Source organism: Pseudomonas benzenivorans, assembly GCF_024397895.1.
Lineage (GTDB): Bacteria > Pseudomonadota > Gammaproteobacteria > Pseudomonadales > Pseudomonadaceae > Aquipseudomonas > Aquipseudomonas benzenivorans_A.
On the sequence record NZ_CP073346.1, the window covers coordinates 3402448 to 3420998 of the forward strand.

General features: G+C 65.0%; 14 protein-coding genes. 9 read left to right on the forward strand and 5 right to left on the reverse strand.

Features of this window, described 5'->3' with window-relative positions; genetic code table 11:
* Positions 1–68 precede the first annotated feature (68 nt).
* The 4 genes from KDW96_RS15985 to KDW96_RS16005 all read left to right on the forward strand — a co-directional run bounded on the left by KDW96_RS15985 (position 69) and on the right by KDW96_RS16005 (position 3910).
* Positions 69–944 (forward strand): LysR family transcriptional regulator, encoded by an 876-nt coding sequence (locus KDW96_RS15985; RefSeq protein ID WP_255837215.1) that lies wholly within the window; start codon positions 69–71, stop codon positions 942–944.
* Between the two features lie 362 nt (positions 945–1306).
* Positions 1307–2746, forward strand: a complete 1440-nt coding sequence (locus KDW96_RS15995; protein ID WP_255837216.1) for a cytochrome ubiquinol oxidase subunit I — start codon at positions 1307–1309, stop codon at positions 2744–2746.
* 2 nt (positions 2747–2748) lie between these two features.
* Entirely contained in the window at positions 2749–3756 is a 1008-nt protein-coding gene (cydB, locus tag KDW96_RS16000) for a cytochrome d ubiquinol oxidase subunit II (protein ID WP_255837217.1), read from the forward strand.
* 10 nt (positions 3757–3766) lie between these two features.
* On the forward strand, positions 3767–3910 hold the full coding sequence (locus KDW96_RS16005; RefSeq protein WP_255837218.1) for a DUF2474 domain-containing protein: 144 nt from the start codon (positions 3767–3769) through the stop codon (positions 3908–3910).
* Positions 3911–4011: 101 nt separating this feature from the next.
* On the opposite strand, the gene KDW96_RS16010 is transcribed toward KDW96_RS16005, so the two are convergent.
* Positions 4012–5136, reverse strand: a complete 1125-nt coding sequence (locus KDW96_RS16010) for a methyltransferase (protein ID WP_255837219.1) — start codon at positions 5134–5136, stop codon at positions 4012–4014.
* 369 nt (positions 5137–5505) lie between these two features.
* Between KDW96_RS16010 and KDW96_RS16015 the strand changes: the two genes are divergently transcribed.
* Complete coding sequence (locus KDW96_RS16015; RefSeq protein WP_255837220.1) at positions 5506–6501, forward strand: TRAP transporter substrate-binding protein; 996 nt, start codon at positions 5506–5508, stop codon at positions 6499–6501.
* Positions 6502–6590: 89 nt separating this feature from the next.
* A complete protein-coding gene (locus tag KDW96_RS16020) occupies positions 6591–7367 on the forward strand; it encodes a ferredoxin--NADP reductase (protein WP_255837221.1) in 777 nt (258 codons plus the stop codon).
* 25 nt (positions 7368–7392) lie between these two features.
* On the opposite strand, the gene mscL is transcribed toward KDW96_RS16020, so the two are convergent.
* A complete protein-coding gene (mscL, locus tag KDW96_RS16025) occupies positions 7393–7800 on the reverse strand; it encodes a large-conductance mechanosensitive channel protein MscL (RefSeq protein WP_255837222.1) in 408 nt (135 codons plus the stop codon).
* A gap of 184 nt (positions 7801–7984) precedes the next feature.
* Between mscL and KDW96_RS16030 the strand changes: the two genes are divergently transcribed.
* The 3 genes from KDW96_RS16030 to radA all read left to right on the forward strand — a co-directional run bounded on the left by KDW96_RS16030 (position 7985) and on the right by radA (position 10161).
* Complete coding sequence (locus tag KDW96_RS16030; RefSeq protein WP_255837223.1) at positions 7985–8284, forward strand: hypothetical protein; 300 nt, start codon at positions 7985–7987, stop codon at positions 8282–8284.
* A 38-nt stretch (positions 8285–8322) separates the two neighbouring features.
* A complete protein-coding gene (locus tag KDW96_RS16035; RefSeq protein WP_255837224.1) occupies positions 8323–8571 on the forward strand; it encodes an HP1242/YdcH family protein in 249 nt (82 codons plus the stop codon).
* Positions 8572–8796: 225 nt separating this feature from the next.
* Positions 8797–10161, forward strand: a complete 1365-nt coding sequence (gene radA / locus KDW96_RS16040; protein WP_255837225.1) for a DNA repair protein RadA — start codon at positions 8797–8799, stop codon at positions 10159–10161.
* Positions 10162–10208: 47 nt separating this feature from the next.
* Here the strand turns inward: radA and KDW96_RS16045 are convergent, their stop codons facing one another.
* From KDW96_RS16045 to KDW96_RS16055, 3 genes are all read right to left on the reverse strand, one after another.
* A complete protein-coding gene (locus KDW96_RS16045) occupies positions 10209–10577 on the reverse strand; it encodes a PilZ domain-containing protein (RefSeq protein WP_255837226.1) in 369 nt (122 codons plus the stop codon).
* Positions 10578–10721: 144 nt separating this feature from the next.
* Positions 10722–11975 carry a serine hydroxymethyltransferase gene (glyA, locus tag KDW96_RS16050; RefSeq protein ID WP_255837227.1) on the reverse strand — a complete coding sequence of 418 codons (1254 nt, stop codon included), beginning with the start codon at positions 11973–11975 and terminating at the stop codon, positions 10722–10724.
* A 201-nt stretch (positions 11976–12176) separates the two neighbouring features.
* A complete protein-coding gene (locus KDW96_RS16055; protein ID WP_255837228.1) occupies positions 12177–18257 on the reverse strand; it encodes a PAS domain S-box protein in 6081 nt (2026 codons plus the stop codon).
* Positions 18258–18551 lie beyond the last annotated feature (294 nt).

Sequence of the window (18551 nt, forward strand, 5' to 3'; positions counted from 1 at the left end):
AGGCTATGCTTTGCAAATCAGCGGATAAATTCTCAATATCCGCAAAATCATTATGCGGATTTGCAGAGATGGACTGGAGCGACCTGCAGTACTTCCTCGCCGTCGCCCACGGCGGCTCGATCAGCCGGGCGTCGCGCACCCTGCGGGTCAACCACAGCACCGTGCTGCGGCGCCTGCAGCGCCTGGAGGAGCGGCTCGGCGTCGCCCTGTTCCAGCGCCTGCCCGGGGGCTACGAACTGACCGCGGCGGGCGAGGCGCTGGGCAGCCAGCTGGCCGGTGTCGGCGAGCAGATCGAGCGGGCCGAGCGCCAGCTGCTGGGGCAGGACCTGCAGATTCGCGGCAGCATCCGCCTGACCTCCACCGACACCCTGTTCGCCGGCCTGCTGACCCCGTTGCTGGCCGAGTTCCGTGAACAGCATCCGGGGGTCCAGCTGCAGCTGGTGATCAACAACAGCTTCCTCCGCCTGACCCAGCGCGAGGCCGACATGGCGGTGCGCGGCACCAACCGGCCGCCGGAAAACCTGCTCGGTCGCTGCGTGGGGCGTATCCAGGCGGCGCTCTATGCCTCGTCCGCCTACCTGGCCGGGCGGCCGGCGTCGCTGCCGCTGAGTGAACACCTGTGGGTGGCCCCCGACGAGAGCCTGGCGCACCTGGAACAGGCTGCCTGGCTGGCCGCGCGGGTGGCCGATGAGCAGGTGGTGGCGCGCAGCGACAGCCTGGTGGGCATGGTCGACTGCGTGCGCCTGGGCATGGGCGTCGGCCTGCTGCTCTGTCCCCTGGCCGAGGCCCATGGCGAGCTGGTGCGCCTGGCCGAGCCTGACCCGGCGCTGGATACCCAGGTCTGGGTGCTGACCCATCCGGACCTGCGGCGGGTGGCGCGCATCCGCGCATTGGGCGAATTTCTCTACCAGCGGCTGAGCGCCGATCCGCGCCTGATGCACTGAGAGAACGGCGCCTCGGCCGGCTCCTCAAGCCTATACCGCCGAGCACCACCAGTACCGCCAGGCTGAGCCAGAACGAGGTGGACAGGCCGAAGGCGATGGTCGCCCCGCTGAACACTGTCACCGCCATGAATAGGGTCCGGCACCACTTGGTGCTCGATGGGAAACCGCGCCAGCCAGAGGGCGCTGAACGGGCGCTGGTGGTGCAGAAGCAGCGGACGAGGCGACGGCCCGTCGCGCGACAAATAACCACAGCGGTCGGCGCCTGGCCGGCGAGTACTCTTTAGTCAGTGCCTGATCCAGCTTAATAACGGTTGCGCACTCGCACGGGCTCGTGCGCCGACTCACCCGATGGAGAACCTTCCATGTTTGGCCTCGAGGCGCTCGATCTCGCCCGCATCCAGTTCGCCTTCACCATCTCCTTCCACATCATCTTCCCGGCCATCACCATCGGCCTGGCCAGTTACCTGGCGGTGCTCGAAGGGCTGTGGTTGAAGAGCGGCGAGGAGGTCTACCGCGACCTCTACCACTTCTGGGCGAAGATCTTCGCGGTCAACTTCGGCATGGGCGTGGTCTCCGGGCTGGTCATGGCCTACCAGTTCGGCACCAACTGGAGCGCCTTCTCCGACTTCGCCGGGGCGGTCACCGGGCCGCTGCTGACCTACGAGGTGCTCACCGCGTTCTTCCTCGAGGCGGGGTTCCTCGGCGTCATGCTGTTCGGCTGGAACCGGGTCGGCCCCGGCCTGCATTTCTTCTCCACGGTGATGGTGGCGATCGGCACCCTGATCTCGACCTTCTGGATACTCGCCTCCAACAGCTGGATGCACACCCCCCAGGGCTTCGAGATCGTCGACGGTCGGGTGATTCCGGTGGACTGGCTGGCGGTGGTGTTCAACCCCTCGTTCCCCTATCGCCTGGCCCACATGGCCACCGCGGCCTTCCTCGCCACCGCCTTCTTCGTCGGCGCCTCGGCGGCCTGGCACCTGCTGCGCGGGCGCGACAATCCGGCGATCCGCAAGATGCTGTCGATGGCCATGTGGATGGCCCTGATCGTGGCGCCCATTCAGGCTTTCATCGGCGACCTGCATGGCCTCAACACCCTCAAGTACCAGCCGGCGAAGATCGCCGCGATGGAGGGCCACTGGGACAACAGCAGCGGCGAGCCGACCCCGCTGATCCTGTTCGGCTGGCCGGACATGGAGGCCGAGCAGACCCGCTTCAAGCTGGAAATTCCCGCCCTGGGCAGCCTGATCCTCACCCACAGCCTGGACCGGCAGGTACCGGCGCTGAAGGACTTTCCGCCGGAAGACCGGCCCAACTCCACGGTGGTGTTCTGGACCTTCCGCATCATGGTCGCCCTGGGGCTGCTGATGATTCTCACCGGCCTGTGGAGCCTGTGGCTGCGCAAGCGCGGCGCGCTCTACCGCAACCGCGCGTTCCTGCACCTGGCGGTATGGATGGGACCCTCGGGGATCATCGCCATCCTCGCCGGCTGGTTCACCACCGAGGTCGGCCGCCAGCCCTGGGTGGTGCACGGCCTGATGCGCACCGCCGATGCCTCCTCCGGCCACAGTTTCGCGCAGATGAGCCTGACCCTGGCGCTGTTCGTGGTGGTGTATTTCGCCCTGTTCGGCGCGGGCCTGGGCTACATGATGCGCCTGGTGCGCAAGGGCCCGGTCACCGACGAGGGCAAGGAAGTGGCCCATGGCGGCCCCGGTCAGCAGCACACGCCGTCGCGGCCGCTGTCGGCGGCGGACGAAGGGCTGGATGAGCTGGAAACCGATCTGCCGGGCGGGAGGGCCTGAACATGGGTATCGATCTTTCGCTGATCTGGGCGGTGATCATCGCCTTCGGGGTGATGATGTACGTGGTCATGGACGGCTTCGACTTAGGGATAGGCATCCTCTTTCCCTTCGTCGCCAGCGAGGGCGAGCGCGATGTGATGATGAACACCGTGGCGCCGGTGTGGGACGGCAACGAGACCTGGCTGGTGCTCGGCGGCGCGGCGCTGTTCGGTGCCTTCCCGCTGGCCTATGCGGTGGTCCTCAGCGCCCTGTACCTGCCGCTGATCCTGATGCTGCTGGGGCTGATCTTCCGCGGCGTGGCCTTCGAGTTCCGTTTCAAGGCCAAGGCCGCCAAGCGGCACATCTGGGACAAGGCCTTTATCGGCGGCTCGCTGACCGCGACCTTCTTCCAGGGCGTGGCCCTGGGCGCCTATATCGACGGCTTCGAGGTGGTGGACCGGGCCTATGCAGGCGGCGCCCTGGACTGGCTCACGCCGTTCTCGCTGTTCTGCGGGCTGGCGCTGATCGCCGCCTACGCCCTGCTCGGCTGCACCTGGTTGATCATGAAGACCGAAGGCCGCCTGCAGCAGCAAATGCACGACCTGGCGAGGCCGCTGGTGTTCGTCCTGCTGGCGGTGACCGGCATCGTCAGCCTGTGGACGCCCCTGGCCCATGCCGAGATCGCCGAGCGCTGGTTCAGCCTGCCCAACCTGTTCTGGTTCATGCCGGTGCCCGTGTTGGTCGTCGTCTGCACCTGGGCGCTGCTGCGGGCGGTGGCGCGCAACGCCAACTACTCACCGTTCCTGCTGACCCTGACGCTGATCTTCCTCGGTTACAGCGGCCTGGGCATCAGCCTGTGGCCGAACATCATTCCGCCTTCGGTGAGCATCTGGGACGCCGCCTCGCCGCCGCAGAGCCAGGGTTTCATCCTGGTCGGCGCGCTGTTCATCATCCCCTTTATCCTGATGTACACGGCCTGGAGCTACTACGTGTTCCGCGGCAAGGTGACCGAGGATCAGGGCTACCACTGAGGGCAGGGCAATGAGCGGAACGCAGGAGAAGAAACCGCTGTGGCAGCGCCTGGCCTGGCTGGCGCTGATCTGGGCCGCCAGCGTGCTGGCGCTCGGCGCGGTGGCCGGGCTGCTGCGCCTGTTCATGGGCGCCGCGGGGCTGGGTGCGCCCTGAAGGTCAGGTTCACAATCGGGTAGGGTGCGCCGTGCGCACCACGCGCCTATGAGGTTTGCCCGGTGCGCACGGCGCAACCTACGGATCATCCGTCTGCGGGCTTACTTGCTCGCCTTGAGCACCACGAACTTGGGGTTGGCCGCCACCTGCTCGACGCCGCGGAACAGGCGCTTGAGTTTGGCGTGGTAGCCCAGGTGGCGGTTGCCGACTATCCACAGCTCGCCGCCGGTGACCAGCGCGGCGCGGGCCTGCTGGAACATGCGCCAGGCGAGAAAGTCGCCGACCACCTGCTGCTGGTGAAAGGGCGGGTTGCACAGCACCAGATCCAGGGAGTCGGCCTGCTGCTCGGCCAGGCCATCGCCGGCGCGGAGGGTCACCGGGCGCTCGCCCAGGGCCGCGCGCCAGTTCTCCTCGGCCGACTGCACCGCCATGTAGGACTCATCGACCAGGGTCAGTTCGGCCTGGGGGCTGGCCAGGGCATAGGCGATGCCGAGCACGCCGTTGCCGCAGCCGAGGTCCGCCACGCGGGTGCGCCCCAGGTGTTTGGGCAGGTGCGGCAGGAAGGCGCGGGTGCCGATGTCCAGGCCCTCGCGGCAGAACACATTGGCGTGGTTGACCAGCTCCAGGGCCGGCTTTTCCAGGCGGTAGCGGGTCGGGTAGGGCGATTCGGGCGCGTGTTTCGCCTGGGGCGTGGCCAGCAGCAGGCGGGCCTTCTTCACCGCCAGCGAGGCCTGCACCGGGCCGATGTATTTCTCCAGCAGATCGCCGGCGGCGCGCGGCAGGTGCTTGACCATCGCCGCGGCGACCACCTTGGCACCGGGGGCCAGCTGGCCGTGCAGGCGGATCAGCTGTTCCTCGAGCAGCGCCAGGGTCTTGGGCACGCGGATCAGCACCCAGTCGAAGGGCCCCACCGCCCACTGGCTGGCCGGGACGAAGGTCACCCCGTCGGCCGGCAGCTGGTTGCGCGAGAGATTGACCGTCAGGCCCAGCTGTCCCAGGTAGGAATCGCCGCTGCTGGTCACGCGGGCGCGGCCGGCGAGGCTGGCGGCCAGGGCGCCGAAGCTGTCGTTGAGCAGCAGCACGCGGGCGTCGCCTGCCAGGCCCTGCTCGTGCAGGTGAGCCAGCAGGTATTCGTCGGCGGCGTCGAAGGCCTGCAAGGGCTCGTTGGCCTGGTCGGGCTGGCGGATCAGGTCGAGTTGGGCGAAGGGGCTGGTGAATAGGGGCATCGGTCACTCGGGGTTGCGGGATGACAAGGACGGAGCCGGGACTCCGCGGCGCCATTGTCGACGTCCGCGCGGGAAAAGTCTCGAAACTGAGAAGCGGTCCGGCAAAACCGCCCTTGTACCCAAAGGCGCTTTGCCGAAGAATGCCGCCCCCGTTGAGCAGGGCGGTCACACTCGCTACCGCCGAGTCACCCTGGCAACGCGCCAATAATAACCGGGCCTTCGCGCACCGCGCGCGGATACGACCCGGTAGCCCATGACGATCCCGCGCCCACCCGGTGCAGCCGGTCCGTCAGCTCACAATCACTCGAACCGATGGGACCCCTGCCAAGCACGGGTGCCACGGGCTGCCATTGCATTAAGGAAGTGCCGATGTTCAACCCCCTGCTGGCCCTGTTCTGTTCCGCCCTGTTGCTGGCGTCTCCCGCCGTCCTGGCGCAGGAGCAAGGGCCGATCGTCATCAAGTTCTCCCATGTGGTCGCCGAGGACACGCCCAAGGGCCAGGGCGCGCTGCTGTTCAAGAAGCTGGTGGAGGAACGCCTGGCGGGGGAGGTGCGGGTCGAGGTGTACCCGAACTCGACGCTGTTCGGCGATGCCGACGAGCTGGAGGCGCTGCGCAGCAACGAGGTGCAGATGCTGGCGCCCTCGCTGTCCAAGTTCGGTCAGTACACCCCGCAGCTGCAGGTGTTCGACCTGCCGTTCCTGTTCGATGACCTGGCGGCGGTCAAGCGTTTCCAGAAGCGCGACAAGGGCCAGGAGCTTTTGCGTTCCATGGCGCAGCACAACATCTACGGCCTGGCCTTCTGGAACAACGGCATGAAGCAGCTCTCCGCCACCCGCCCGCTGCGCCTGCCGGCGGACGCCAAAGGCCTGGCCTTCCGCATCCAGCCGTCCGACGTGCTGGAGGCCCAGTTCGGCCTGCTCGACGCCCAGGCGCTGCGGCTGCCGTTCGCCGAGACCTTCGCCGCGCTGCAGAGCGGTGCGGTGCAGGGCGCGGAGAACCCCTGGTCGAACATTCGCAGCCAGAACCTGGACAGCGTGCAGCCGTTCATCACCGAGACCGCCCATGGTTCGCTGAACTACATGCTGGTGAGCAACTCGACCTTCTGGAACAGCATCCCGTTTCGCACCCGCTCGCAGCTGGAGGCGATCATCGAGGAGGTCAGCCATGCGGTCGGCCAGTCCGCCGAGCGACTCAATCGGCGCGACCGGGCGCAGCTGCTGGCGGCCGGCCGGGCCGAGCTGGTGCAGCTGAGCCCGGCCGAGACGGCGGCCTGGCGTGAGGCGATGGCGCCGCTGTGGCAGCGTTACGAGGGGCAGATCGGCGCCGATGTGCTGCGCGCGGCGCAGACCGTCAACCGGCGCTGAGCCGGCGCAATGGCCGCAGTGCGCGAGGGTGTTTATCGCCCGCGCTTTGCGGGACACTGAAGGCACTGCGATGACCTGGAGTCGGCCTCATGACCGTCAGCGAGGAGAAGTTCACCCGCCAGATCCTGAGCGACGTGCACGTCTGGTCACCGAGCCTGTTCAGCCTGCGTTGCTCGCGCGATCCGGGATTCCGTTTTCGCGCCGGGCAGTTCGCCCGCCTCGGCGTACAGAAGGCCGACGGTTCGCTGGTGTGGCGCGCCTACTCGATGGTCTCGGCGCCCCACGATGAGTTCCTCGAGTTCTTCTCCATCGTCGTGCCGGGCGGCGAGTTCACCTCCGAGCTGAGCCGCCTGCAGGCCGGTGACAGCCTGCTGGTGGACAAGCAGGCCTTCGGCTTTCTCACCCTCGACCGCTTCATCGACGGCCGCGACCTCTGGCTGCTGGCCAGCGGCACCGGTCTGGCGCCCTTCCTCTCGCTGCTGCAGGACTTCGAGGCCTGGCAACGCTTCGAGCGCATCATCCTGGTCTATAGCGCCCGCACCGCCAGCGAGCTGGCCTATCAGGCGCTGATCAGGGACATCGGCCAACTGGAACACCTGGCCGAGTACGCCGACCGGCTGACCTACCTGCCGCTGGTGACCCGCGAGCAGGCCCCGGGCTGCCTGAATGCGCGTATCACCACCCTGCTCGAAAGCGGCGAGCTGGAGCGGGCCGTCGGCGTCGAACTGAGTCCCGAACACTCCCGGCTGATGCTCTGCGGCAACCCGCAGATGATCGACGACACGCGGGCGCTGTTGAAACAGCGTGGCCTGCACCTGAGCCTGACCCGGCGGCCAGGCCAGGTGGCGGTGGAAAACTACTGGTAAGCACAGGGGGCATCGCCCCCAAGGGCTATTTCTGCTGCGCCTTGAGCAGGTCGCGGATCTCGCTGAGCAGCTGCTGGTCCTCGGTCGGCGTCTTGGGCTGCTCCGGCTTGGCTTCCTCCTCGCGCTTGAGCCGGTTGATGGTCCTGACCGCGAGGAAGATGGCGAAGGCGACGATGGTGAAGTCGAAGACCGTCTGCAGGAACTTGCCGTAGCTCAGGGTGACGGCTTCGGCATCGCCCTGCGCGGCCTGGAGCACGATGGCCAGGTCGGTGAAGTCCACCCCGCCGATCACCACGCCGAGCGGCGGCATCACCAGGTCGGCGACGAAGGAGGAGACGATCTTGCTGAAGGCGGCGCCGATGATGATGCCCACCGCCATGTCGACCACATTACCCTTGACCGCGAACGCCTTGAACTCGCTGAGTATGCTCATGTTTCTACCCGTTGCCGGTTGCTGATGGGCTGAGTCTAGCCGGCGGTCGCGGGGTTGCCGCTCAGCGATCAGTCGGCGAAGTCGATCTCCGGCAGGGACTCGAAGGCGGGTCTGGCGAACAGCTAGCCCTGCAACAGCTCCCCGTCTCGCGCAGGGTGTTCAGCTCGCCCTGAGTCTCGATGCCTTGTGCGATGATCCGGATGTCCAGCTTGCGGCACATCTGCAGCGCAGCCTCGATGAGGATCTGCCTTACCGAGGCCCCCTCGGCGCCGCGCACCAGGGCTTCATGGGCGAAGACCTGCCGGGTGTTCAGTGGAAGGCCATGCTGATGGCGAAATCCGGCCCCTTGCCGTCGCAGCAGGCCGAACAGCCTGGATTGCCGATCATGGAAGGCACTTGGGCGATAGAGGCGGACCATGGCAGAACAGTGGCGCCTTGTGACATCGATCGGACGCGGCAAGCGGTGCCTTCGGCGCTGAGCTAGGCTGAGGGTAAAACCGCCCCCAACCGGAGGATGCCGCCATGCCATTGCAATATCATCCGCTCAGCCGTGAGTTCCCGCAGTTTGAAAACGAAATGCGCGCCCTGCTACAGGCTGATGGACATTTCGCCCGGCTGGCCCAGGAGTACGAAGAGCTGGACAAGCGCATCTATGAGGTAGAAGACGGCCGGGTCGCCATGGACGAGATGGAGCTGCTGGGTCTCAAGATGCAACGGGTCAGCCTGAAGGACGAAGTCGCGTCGATGCTGAAGAACGGCTCCGCCAGCTGACTGGCGGCGCGCGGGCAGGGACCGGCTGCCAGGCGCGCCGTTGTATAGATCGACTCCTACCTCCGCTCGAGGGTTTTCCTCCCCGATGCTTTCAAGGCAACTGCCGACCTGCGCCTGCATGAGCGGTGCGCGGGTCGCGGGTTGTTGCTGCGCCAGCCGCCTGGACCGTCCCGTTCGGCCGGCGCGACAGGCTATGATGCGCGCTTTCGTCTTACGGAGTCCGTGATGGCCAAGGCCAAGCGCATGTACGGCTGCACCGAGTGCGGCGCGACCTTTCCCAAGTGGGCCGGCCAGTGTGGCGAATGCGGCGCCTGGAACACCCTGGTGGAGACCCTGCTGGAGTCCACTGCCAGCACCCCCAGCGGGCGCACCGGCTGGGCCGGCCAGCAGGCGCAGATCAAGACCCTGGCCGAAGTCAGCGTCGAGGAGATGCCGCGCTTCTCCACCGCCTCGGGCGAGCTGGACCGGGTGCTCGGCGGCGGCCTGGTGGACGGCTCGGTGGTGTTGATCGGCGGCGATCCCGGCATCGGCAAGTCGACCATCCTGCTGCAGACCCTGTGCAATATCGCCACGCGCTTCCCGGCGCTCTACGTCACCGGCGAGGAGTCGCAGCAGCAGGTGGCCATGCGCGCACGGCGCCTGGGGCTGCCGGAAGACCGCCTGAAGGTGATGACCGAAACCAACATCGAGGCGATCATCGCCACCGCTCGGCTGGAAAAACCCAAGGTGATGGTGATCGATTCGATCCAGACCATCTTCACCGAGCAGCTGCAGTCGGCGCCGGGCGGCGTCGCCCAGGTGCGCGAGAGTGCGGCGTTGCTGGTGCGCTTCGCCAAGCAGAGCGGCACGGCGATCTTCCTGGTCGGCCACGTGACCAAGGAGGGCGCCCTGGCCGGTCCGCGGGTGCTCGAGCACATGGTCGACACCGTGCTGTATTTCGAGGGCGAGTCCGACGGCCGCCTGCGCCTGCTGCGCGCGGTGAAGAACCGCTTCGGCGCGATCAACGAGCTGGGCGTGTTCGGCATGACCGACAAGGGTCTGAAGGAGGTCACCAACCCCTCGGCGATCTTCCTCACCCGCGCCCAGGAAGAGGTGCCGGGCAGCGTGGTGATGGCCACCTGGGAGGGCACCCGGCCGATGCTGGTGGAGGTGCAGGCGCTGGTCGACACGAGCCATATGGGCAACCCCCGGCGGGTCACCCTGGGCCTGGACCAGAATCGCCTGGCCATGCTGCTGGCGGTGCTGCACCGCCACGGCGGCATTCCCACCTACGACCAGGACGTGTTTCTCAACGTGGTTGGCGGGGTCAAGGTGCTGGAGACCGCCTCGGACCTGGCGTTGATGGCGGCGGTGATCTCCAGCCTGCGCAACCGGCCGCTGGCCAATGACCTGCTGGTGTTCGGCGAGGTCGGCCTGTCCGGCGAAATCCGACCTGTGCCCAGCGGCCAGGAGCGCCTGAAGGAGGCCGCCAAGCACGGCTTCAAACGCGCCATAGTGCCCAGGGGCAACGCGCCCAAGGAGGCCCCGGCGGGGCTGCGGATCATTGCGGTGACGCGCCTGGAGCAGGCGCTGGATGCCTTGTTCGAGTAGGCGAGTGCAGGCGCGCCGCCCATGGCGGCGCGATTGCCAGGCCCTGGCTAGTCGCTGCCGAGCGCGGCCAGTTCCCGTTCCAGCAGGGCTTCGTCGCCGAGGTTGAGTTCGACCAGGCGGCGCAGGTGGCTGATCGAGTCGAGGTCGATGTGCCGACAGCTGAAACCCAGCAGCTCATCCTGGGTGCGGGTCAGCAGCACTTCCATGCGCACGCGGATATCGCCGCCCAGATCGACCCGTGCCTCGAACGGCTGCTCGGCATCGCCGTTCCAGTCCGCCGGGCGCCGGACCAGCAGGCCCTTGAGCGACAGGTCGTGCAGTTCGACCGACCAGCGCTGAGCGCCCTGGACGATCTCGGTGGGTGCGTCGAAGGCAATGCGCTGAAAGCGCCGACGCTCTTGGCTAGTATCACTCATCTACAGACTCCCGGACGGTTGCGTCCACTATAGCCAAGGCCGTCGCGACTGGCTCGGCATTCTTGCCGGGCGCCGGGCATCGGTGCCGATTCGCGACCATGAAAAAGCCCGCCGATTGGCGGGCTTCCGTGTTCCTGGCGCGGCTTAGTTGCCGTAGACCGGGAATTTGGCGCACAACGCCTTGACCTGCTCGCGCACCCGGCTTTCCACCGCATCGTCGCCCAGGTTGGCGAGGACCTCGCAGATCCAGCCGGCCAGCTGGCGGCACTCGCCTTCCTGGAAGCCGCGGGTGGTCACCGCCGGGGTGCCGATGCGCAGACCGGAGGTAACGAACGGCGAGCGCGGATCGTTGGGCACCGAGTTCTTGTTCACCGTGATGAAGGCGCGACCCAGGGCGGCGTCGGCGTCCTTACCGGTGATTTCCTGCTTGATCAGGCTGAGCAGGAACAGGTGGTTCTGGGTGCCGCCGGAGACCACGTCGTAGCCGTTCTCGATGAATACGCCGGCCATGGCCTGGGCGTTCTTCACCACCTGCTGCTGGTAGGCCTTGAACTCGGGCTGCAGGGCTTCCTTGAAGCACACCGCCTTGGCGGCGATCACGTGCTCCAGCGGGCCACCCTGGCCGCCCGGGAACACCGCCGAGTTGAGCTTCTTCTCCAGCTCTTCGTTCTTGCGCGCGATGATCAGGCCGCCGCGCGGGCCGCGCAGGGTCTTGTGGGTGGTGGTGGTGACCACGTCGGCGAAGGGCACCGGGTTCGGGTACAGGCCAGCGGCGACCAGACCGGCGACGTGGGCCATGTCGACGAACAGGTAGGCGCCGACCTTGTCGGCGATGGCGCGGAAGCGCGGGAAATCGAGGATCTGGGAGTAGGCGGAGAAGCCGGCGATGATCATCTTCGGCTTGTGCTCGACGGCCAGGCGCTCGACCTCGTCGTAGTCGATCAGGCCATTGCCGTCGATGCCGTACTGCACGGCGTTGTACAGCTTGCCGGAGAAGCTGACGCTGGCGCCGTGGGTCAGGTGGCCGCCGTGGGCCAGGCTCATGCCCAGTACGGTGTCGCCGGCATTGAGCAGGGCCATGTACACGGCGCTGTTGGCCGAGGAGCCGGAGTGCGGCTGGACGTTGGCGTAATCGGCGCCGAACAGCTGCTTGGCACGGTCGATGGCCAGTTGCTCGACCACGTCGACGTACTCGCAACCGCCGTAATAACGCTTGCCCGGATAGCCTTCGGCGTACTTGTTGGTCAGCACCGAGCCCTGGGCTTCCATGACCGCCGGGCTGGTGTAGTTCTCCGAGGCGATCAGCTCGATGTGTTCTTCCTGGCGCTGGGCTTCCTGCTCCATCGAGGCAAACAATTCGGCGTCAAAACGAGCAAGGTTCAATTCACGGCTGAACATATGGCAATCCCCTGAGAATCAGCTGGGCGGTTGAAAGAGGGGGCGGATTCTACCCCAACCCGGCCGGTGCGGGGCGTGAATGGCGGTCATGGGCCGCACAAGCGCGACTCATCCAGATGCGCTCGCCCTGGGGCATGCCCGCCAGTCCTCCTGGACGGGCTCCGCTTGATGATTCAGCAAGCGCAGGCAGCCCTGAGGCGGTCAAACACGGTTGGCTGTCTTCAGCTCGCTTGCATTGAACTGCTGAAACGCCTGGTGGATGTCTTGGCGCAATTGTTGGTCATCCCACGGTTTGGTCAGGAATTTGTAGATGGCGCCTTGGTTGATGGCTTCTGTGACGGATTTCAGGTCGGTATAGCCGGAAAGCACCATCCTGATCGTGTGGGGGTGCAGATCTTTGACGCGACTGAGAAACTCCGTACCGCTCATCTCCGGCATCCGCTGGTCCGAGAGAATGACGCTGACATGATGTTTGGCGAGTAGCTCGAAGGCATCTCGGGCGCGAGTTGCGGTGAGGATCTTGTAGCCGTCACGCCGCAAAACTCGGACGAGGGCGCGAAGAATGTTCTCTTCATCGTCGACGAGGAGAATGGTCTGCAGGTTTTCCTCTTCGCTGGACTGGTCCATGACAGGGGCATGCACCTGCATGTGATAGTGAAGAAAGTTTTCAAGGGCCGCGAAAGGCATGGGCTTTGCGAAGTGGTAGCCTTGGAACTGGTCACAATGACTTTTTCTGAGAAAGGCCACCTGGGGCTCGTTTTCCACACCTTCGGCCACTACTTTCAGCTTCAGATGGTGGGCCATGGAAATGATGCCGCGGGTAATGGCGGCATCGTTGCTGTCGCTGATGATCTCCCGGATGAAGGAGCGGTCAATTTTGACCTTGTCGATCGGTAGCCGCTTCAAATAACCGAGGCTGGAGTAGCCCGTGCCGAAGTCGTCAATGGCGATTCCAACGCCAAGAGCCCGCAGTTGCTGCAGGGATTCGATAGCCTGGTCGGTGTTGTTCAGCAGCACCGACTCGGTAATCTCAAGAGCCAGTTGCTCTGGGTTGAGCGCGTACTTCTCCAGGGCGGCCCTTATCGTTTCGAGGAAGTTCTTCCGCTGGAAGTGAACCGGGGAGATGTTTACCGCTACCGATAGCTTGCTCATGCCCTGGTCGGCAAGCTGGCGAATCTGTCTGCAGGCGGTATCCAGCACCCAGAGGCTGAGCGGAATGATCTGTCCGCTTTCTTCCGCAACTGGGATGAACGTCATCGGTGAGATGAATCCGCGCGTGGCGTGTTGCCAGCGGAGCAGGGCCTCCAGGCCGACTACCCTGCCACTGCGACTGTCGATTTGCGGCTGGTAGTAGAGTTCGAAATCTTCGCCTTCGATGGCCTTTTGCAGTTCGCCGCGCAGTCCGGCGCGTTCGCGAACGGCCAAGCTCAGGTCTTCGGTAAACCACAGGTAATTGTTGCGCCCTTCCTGCTTGGCCTTGTACATGGCCAGATCCGCCTGCTGGATGAGCTGCATGGGGTGTTCGATGCTGCCGTCGTTCAGGGTGATGCCGATGCTGGCGCTGGTGTGGAAGTCGGTTCCGTCGATCTGATAGGGGCGTGAAATAGCTCGAAGCATGCGCTCCGCTACCTGCACGGCGTCTTCCTTCTGAGCCAGGTCCGGTAGCAACACGACGAATTCGTCGCCGCCCATTCTGGCCACCGTGTCACCGGCACGGACCTGCGCGCTCAGTCGCCTCGCGACCTCAATCAGGACCTGATCGCCGAAATGGTGCCCGTTGGTATCGTTGATCTGTTTGAAACCATCAAGGTCAATGAACATGACCGCAACGCTACGCTTATACCGATGGGAAAGCTGACAGCTCTGACCCAGACGGTCCTCCAGCAGGGTACGGTTGGGTAGGCCGGTGAGCACGTCATGGCTTGCATTGAAGCTGAGTTCGTCCTGGTAACGCCGCTCTTCGCTGATGTCGTTCTGGACGCCAACGAAGTGAGTGACTTGCCCGCCTTCATCGAGAACGGGAGAGATATACAGGTCGTTCCAGAACGGCGAGCCGTCCTTGCGGTAGTTGCGTAAGACGGCGTGCACCTCGCTGTTTCGGGCGAGGCTATGGCGAATTGCTTTGATGCCCTTCTGGCTGCTGTCGCCACGCTGAAGGAAGCGGCAGTTATGGCCAAGGATTTCGTCGGGACTATAGCCGGTGATTCGCTCGAATGCCGGATTCGCATAGATGATTGGCAGATCCTCGGCCTGCGCATCCACGATTAGTACGCCGTTGTAGCTGGACTCCAGGCTGCGCTGGAGCAGGCGTAGTTGCTTCTCTGATTCCTTGCGCTCGGTGATATCGCGCGCTGCGCAGTAGATCACGCGGTCATCGCTCAGGGTCGCGCTGAGTTGCAGCCAGTGCAGTTCCTGGTCGGCGTCCCAGACGCGAATGATCAGCTCTTCAATCGATTGCCCGAATTGCAGTTGCTGGACTGCCGACTTGACCATGGGCCGGTCCTGCGGGTGAATCAGGTCCATGTAGGCTTTGCCGATCAGATGCTCCTCGCTGTAGCGCAGGGTGCTGGCGAATGCCGGGTTCACCTGGATGAAGTGACCCGACAGGCTGAGCATGCAGAACATTTCCAGCGACAGGTTGAAGAACTGGTTGCGCTCGCGCATGGCCTGGTCCCCCAGGCGTTGGGCGGTGACGTCATCCAGGGCGATTACCCAGCCAGCGTGCTCGGCGTTGCTGCTCAGCGGCCGGGCATCATAGAGCAGGGTCCGGCTGTCGCCGGTCTGCAGGCAGAGTTCGCCTTCGAGTGCCGGCTGATCCTGCAGGTTACAGCTGGCGGGGTCCAGAGGCAGCACGCTGTGCAGCGGCTGGCCGAGCAGCCGCTGTTCCTGTGTGCCGAGGAGCGCTTCGGCCGCCGGGTTGACGAAGGTCACAAGGCCCGCGCTATCGACCGCCAGCAGTCCTTCGGACAGGCTGTCGGTGATGGCCGAGGTGAAGGCGAGCTGGGACTTCAGGCGTTGCTCGCCGCCCTTGACCTCATTGAGCAGGCGGATGTTCTCCAGCGCGGAAACCGCCATTTGCGAGAACTGCAGGGCGATGGCGAGGTCGTCCTGATCGAAGTCATCCTGCAGCTTGTCCGAGAGCAGCAGCATGCCGATAGTGTGGCCGCCGTTGTCGAGCAACGGTGCCAAGAGGAGACCGCGTAGAGGCGCATGCCCGCTGTTGCCGAGCTTGCCGGCGAAACCACCCCAGTAGGGGTCGGTCTCGAGGGCGTGCTGGCTCAGGCAGATCGGTTGCTCGACTGCCATGAGCTGCCGTAGGAGTGCGGTTTCTGCCCATGGCGAGGTGCCGTGATGCCTGGGGGCGTCCTGGCTGGATAGCGAGCTGGTGACTGTCGGATGTCCGGAGTCGCCTTCCGGGGCAACCAGCATGACCTGATGAACGCCGATGACCTGGCGAATCTGGTTGACCAGGTAGTGGGACAAGGCCTCGCGCTCAAGCAAGCGCGCGCTGGCGATGGCCGCAGCGCTGAGGCCACGCAGCTGATCTGTCCGCTGCTCGGCTTCGAGTAGCGCTTGATGCAGAGCGTCGGTCATCAGCTCGCGGCCGGTGATGTCCTTGGCGATGCCGTATACGCCGACGATCTGTCCGTCGACGATTATGGGCAGGTTGGTCACGTCCAGGTTCAGCAGCTCGCCATTGCTGTTGCGGATCCTCGTCTCGTAGCGCTGGGGGATGCCCTTGCAGGCCGAGGCAAAGTGCTGAGCCGTGCGCTCAGCGTCCTCGGCGACGACCATATCGATGAAGTGTCGGTGGGTTAGTTGTTCCTGAGCGAGCCCGGCCAGTTGCCGGGCGGCACCATTGACCTGCTGAAAGTGGCCATTGAGGTCGAAGGAAAGCACGGCATCCGGGTTGAAAGTGAACAGCGAGCGAAATCGTTGCTCGCTCTCTTGTTGCGTCTGGCGATCATGGGCGCGGGTGATGGCGATAGTGGCCAGTTGCGCGGCCGTCGCCAGGTGTTCGACCTGCTCCTGGTTCGGCGCATAGGGGCGGCGGTTATAGAGGGCAAGGGTACCCAGCACCTTGCCCTCTCGGGTCAGCAGTGGGAATGACCAGCAGGCGTGCAGGCCGTTGGCCAGTGCCAAGTCGCGATGGTCCTCCCAGAGCGGGTCCGTTGCGATGTCCTCGACCACCACGACTTGACGGCGGTACGCGGCCGTTCCGCAACTGCCTGCCTTGGGGCCGATGGCGGTGCCTTCGAGGGCCTGGTTGAGTGCGCTGGGAAGGTGGGGGGCTGCGCCGGTTTGCAGGTGCAGGCCGGTTTCGTCGAGTAGGAGGATGGAGCAGAGCGCTTCTGGCTCCAGAGCTTCGACCATCTGGCAGATGGAGTCGAGGATTTCTGCCTGTGGGTGATCACTGGAGATCAGGCTGAGGATGTCGCGTTGGGCCTCGGTGTAGGTTTGGCTCTGTACCAGAGCGGTAATGTCGTGCGCCACGCAGAACAGGGTTTCGTCCTGCCCTGAACCGTCCGCTGACCAAAGGATATGCAGTATTCGTCCATCAGGGTGGCGGTAGCGGTTGCGGAATCTGTGGGTTCGGCGTCCGGTGACAATTGCGGCGGTTTCTGCCTCGGTGTTCTGTCGGTCTTCGGGGAGAACCAACTCTATGTATGGCTGGCCGATGAGTTCCTCGGCCTTGTAGCCAAACACCCGCTCGCAGGAGGGGCTGATTTCGAGGAAGCGGCCTTGCTTGTCGATGGAGCAGAGCACATCGCGCGAGAACTGCATGATGCGGCGGTTAAGCAGCTGGAGGCTGTGTTGTTGGCTCAGGGTTGCCTGCAGTTCATGGTTGAGCTCTTGCGCGTTTTGCGTGCGATCGGCGTTCAGGCGCACGACTCGCTGGCTGAGCATCAGCAGACCGCTCAGGGACAAGCCGAACAGCAGTACCAGCGTTGGCAGGTAGGACAGCACGTTGCCGAGATGTGGGTGATCCAGGTAGCTGATCAGTCGCCAGGCCCGATCCTCATTCACCGGGACATCGAGAGAGCCCACTTGAATGGCGAAGTGGTTCAGCGGCTCACCGGAGGGGGCGAACAGCAGGGTATCGCCTTCATAGAGCCGTACGCCGAGGTCACTGAGATGCTGGTCGCTCAGGCTCTTCATGGTGTCGTGGATATCCAGGCTCGCGACCACCGTCAGGGCGGGCTGGTCAGGCAGGCTCAGCTGGCTGCTAATCAGTACCCTGGGTATTGATTCGGCGCCTGGCGCGACCGGGCTGATTTGCGAACCCCCGTCCTGCCTTGCGCGCTCAAGCCAGCGGCGCAGCTGGCTGTCGGAGAGAAAATGGTTGAGCCAGGAGCTCTGCTGCGGATCGCGAGCACCCTGTAGCAGGGGGCTGAGGTCTGGGCCGAGCACGGCGATCAGTCCCAGCCCCGGGAAGTCATGCAGGTAACTGCGCACCTCCTGTTGCCAGAGATTCTCCGGGGGCAGATCGCCAAGCGACTGCCAGCGTTCGCTCATGCGCTGTATCAGTGCCAGGCGGTCCGCCTGGGTGCGGATGATGGCGCTTTGTGTCTTGGCCAGCAGCACCCGGCTTTCACGATTGACGGATTCGATGTTCTGCAGGCTCAACAGGTACCAGCCGGTGCAGCTGAGTAGGGTGCAGATAAGCCCGGCGGCCAGCGAGGGGCGGTCCAGTCTGCTTCGCGAAACGCTGGGTAGCTGCGTAAGCGCTATGATCGAAGCGCCTAGAATCACCGCAAACAGGTTGGCGACGTTGTTGGCGGCATGCCTGAGCGCCAGCCTGAAAGTGCCAAGGTCGGGGTGAAAATCGCTCAGCTGCGACGAAATCGCGAACAGGATGATCGCGGCGCCAATGGCTTGCGCCGCGCGCTTGGCCAGCAAGTTTCCCAGACTCAGGGTTATGGCCAGGGTGCCTGCCAAGGCGGCAAGGGCCATCTCGCTGCGCACTCGCATGGAGCCACTGATCCATGAGTGTCCCACTTCGGCGCCGCCGGCCAGGTGGTTGTGCGTCAGGGTATACAGGCTGGCGACCGTCAGCAGCGTGGCAAACAGCGTCACAAAGGTGCGCAGCTGACGAATGGCGCTGAGCAGCAGGCCGCCCATCAGCATGGCGAAGACCGAGCTGTCGGGTCGCAAAACCACAGAGTGTTGGCTCAGGTGTTGGCTGCCCAGGTAGTCGAGCAGGCTGAGCAGGCCGGTGCCGAACAGCGCAAAGGCGGTTACCAGTAGGCAGCTTTCAAGGATCAGGTGGCGGGTCTTCATCGTGATGCCTCTACTCCTGGTCGGACGCTAGTCTGCGCCTCGGGTTCTTGTAACTGGGCCAAGACAGGTCGTCGTGCGATTGGCACTGCTTGGGGCGCCTGGCTGTTGCGCCAGCTATGGGGGGCTTGCGGGGTGCATTGGCTGGGCGCGAGCGCTCACTTGCGCTGTCGCGCAGACTTAATCGCGACAGGTGCGGGGCGCGTCGGTGGCGTTGCCTGTGGTCCTTGCGCGGGACTCCGAACTGGCCGCAGGCGGCTCTGGCAGTCGCGCTGTGCGGGGGCTCAATCGTCGAGA